This window comes from Mesorhizobium sp. M7A.F.Ca.CA.004.06.1.1 (assembly GCF_003999135.1).
Taxonomy (GTDB): Bacteria; Pseudomonadota; Alphaproteobacteria; order Rhizobiales; family Rhizobiaceae; genus Mesorhizobium.
The window spans coordinates 1-2,096 of the sequence record NZ_RZPQ01000907.1 but is presented as its reverse complement, the minus strand read 5'-3'; the positions used below and the strand labels follow the sequence as shown (position 1 = coordinate 2,096).

The 2,096-nt window shown below is 59.9% G+C and carries 3 protein-coding genes; 1 reads left to right on the top strand and 2 read right to left on the bottom strand.

Annotated features, from left to right (window positions below; translation table 11 throughout):
- Window positions 1-246 (top strand): BA14K family protein (locus EN906_RS31975; RefSeq protein ID WP_164777527.1); only part of this gene is annotated, 246 nt, incomplete at its 5' end.
- Window positions 247-334: 88 nt separating this feature from the next.
- On the opposite strand, the gene EN906_RS31970 is transcribed toward EN906_RS31975, so the two are convergent.
- Window positions 335-808 (bottom strand): DUF6882 domain-containing protein, encoded by a 474-nt coding sequence (locus tag EN906_RS31970; RefSeq protein ID WP_127269599.1) that lies wholly within the window; start codon window positions 806-808, stop codon window positions 335-337.
- A gap of 26 nt (window positions 809-834) precedes the next feature.
- On the bottom strand, window positions 835-2,096 hold a 1,262-nt coding region (gene glpK / locus EN906_RS31965), incomplete at its 5' end, for a glycerol kinase GlpK (RefSeq protein WP_127375675.1).

The following is a 2,096-nucleotide window of genomic DNA, read 5'->3' as shown; positions in this document are numbered from 1 at the left end:
GGCCATCGCGGCTATCGCGAATATCGCCCCGGCTACCGTCGTCACGGCGATTATTGGTTCCCGCTCGCGGCGTTCGCGACTGGCGCGCTGATCACCGGTGCCATCATCAACAACGAGAACAACCGCGTCTACGGAGGCAACGCCCACGTCCAGTGGTGCTACGACCGCTATCGCAGCTACCGTGCTTCGGACAACACGTTCCAGCCGAATTACGGCCCTCGCAAGGAGTGCCGTTCGCCTTACTGATTCGTGAATGAGTGCCAATAGCTGACGAGTAGACCCGTGCCAGAATCTGTCGCGGGTCTTCTCTTTTCAGTAAGCATGGGAGCCGGCATCAGCCAGCCCAACTGATGGCCTTGATGATGTAAAAACGTGCATCGCCTTCCGAAGGTGAGCGATATGCTCCAAGGGCGTCGCAAATTCGAACCGCCGCGGCGCTCAGTTCCCAACCAAGCACTTCCAGGTCGTCATCGACATCCGTCACGTAAGACTGGGTCAGTTCGTCGATGCTATTTGTCTCGCCGAAGGATCGAACCCGCTTTGCGTCGATCATAACGTCATCGGGCCAATTTGAATTTGCCCAGGCCCAGAGCCAACTCTGCGACTTAGCGCTCGTGGACCCGGCAATCTGGACCTCTGCGGTGACTTTGATTTCTCCGCCCTTGGAAAACAAAAGCCTTCTGGTCTCGATGTCATAGTCGTAGCGAGACGAGTGGCCGAGCTGGAAGTCTCTCTCCAAGCGGTCATTCTTGGCATTTAGTTGTTCGATAGCCTCGTCGCGCCAAGCAGGATACCAATCTGGCTTCATTTCCCCTCGCCCCATTAGACAATCGGTTATGGCACACTCAGCGTCCGTCGCACAGCATCGCGCCAACCCGCGAGTTTGGCTGAGCGTATGGAGCTATCCATGTCCGGCTGGAAGCGCCGCTCCAGCGCCCAGCTTTTCGCAAACTTCTTAGCATCCGGCCACACGCCCGCCTTCGAGCCGGCCAGCCAGGCCGCCCCCAACGCCGTCGTCTCCAGAATGGTCGGGCGGTCGACCGGTGCATCGAGGATGTCGGCCAGACGCTGCATGGTCCAGTCCGACGCCACCATGCCGCCATCGACCCGCAGCACGGTCTTGGCCGAAGCCCCCTTCCAGTCCTTGCGCATGGCGTCGAGCAGGTCGCGCGTCTGGTAGGCAACGGATTCGAGCGCGGCACGGGCAAACTCGGCCGGGCCAGAATTGCGCGTCAGTCCGAAAATGGCGCCGCGTGCCTCGGCGTCCCAATGCGGCGCGCCGAGCCCGACGAAGGCCGGCACCAGGTAGACGTTTTGGGTCGGATCGGCTTCATCAGCCAATTTGCCGCTCTGCTCGGCCTTGCCGATCACCTTGATGCCATCGCGCAGCCATTGCACCGCAGCACCGGCAATAAAGATCGAGCCTTCCAGCGCGTAGGTCGTCTTGCCGTTCAGCCTGTAGGCAATGGTGGTCAAGAGCCGGTTCTTCGAACGCACAAGATCGCTCCCGGTGTTGAGCAGGGCAAAGCAGCCGGTGCCGTAGGTGGATTTCATCATGCCCGGCTCGAAACAGGCCTGGCCGATGGTTGCCGCATGCTGGTCGCCGGCGACACCGAGGATTCTTATCTCGGCGCCAAAGAGATTTTTCTCCGTGATTCCATAGTCATCGGCGCAGTCTTTCACCTCGGGAAGTATTTCTATTGGGATGTTGAGGATCGACAGCAGCTCGTCGTCCCAGGCATTCTCAGCGATATTGTAGACCAGCGTGCGCGAGGCGTTGGTGGCGTCCGTGGCGTGGACCTTGCCGCCGGTCAGCCGCCAGATCAAAAAGCTGTCGATGGTGCCGGCGAGCAATTCGCCCTTCTCGGCGCGTTTTCTCGCGCCTTTCACCTTGTCCAGCATCCAGGCGATCTTGGTGCCGGAAAAATAGGGATCGAGCAGCAGGCCGGTCTTGCGGGTGAACTTTTTCTCCAAGCCCTGCTTCTTGAGTTTCTGGCACAGCGGCGCGGTGCGCCGGTCCTGCCAGACAATGGCATTGTGGATCGGCTTGCCGGTCGCCTTATCCCAGATGACGACTGTTTCGCGCTGATTGGTGA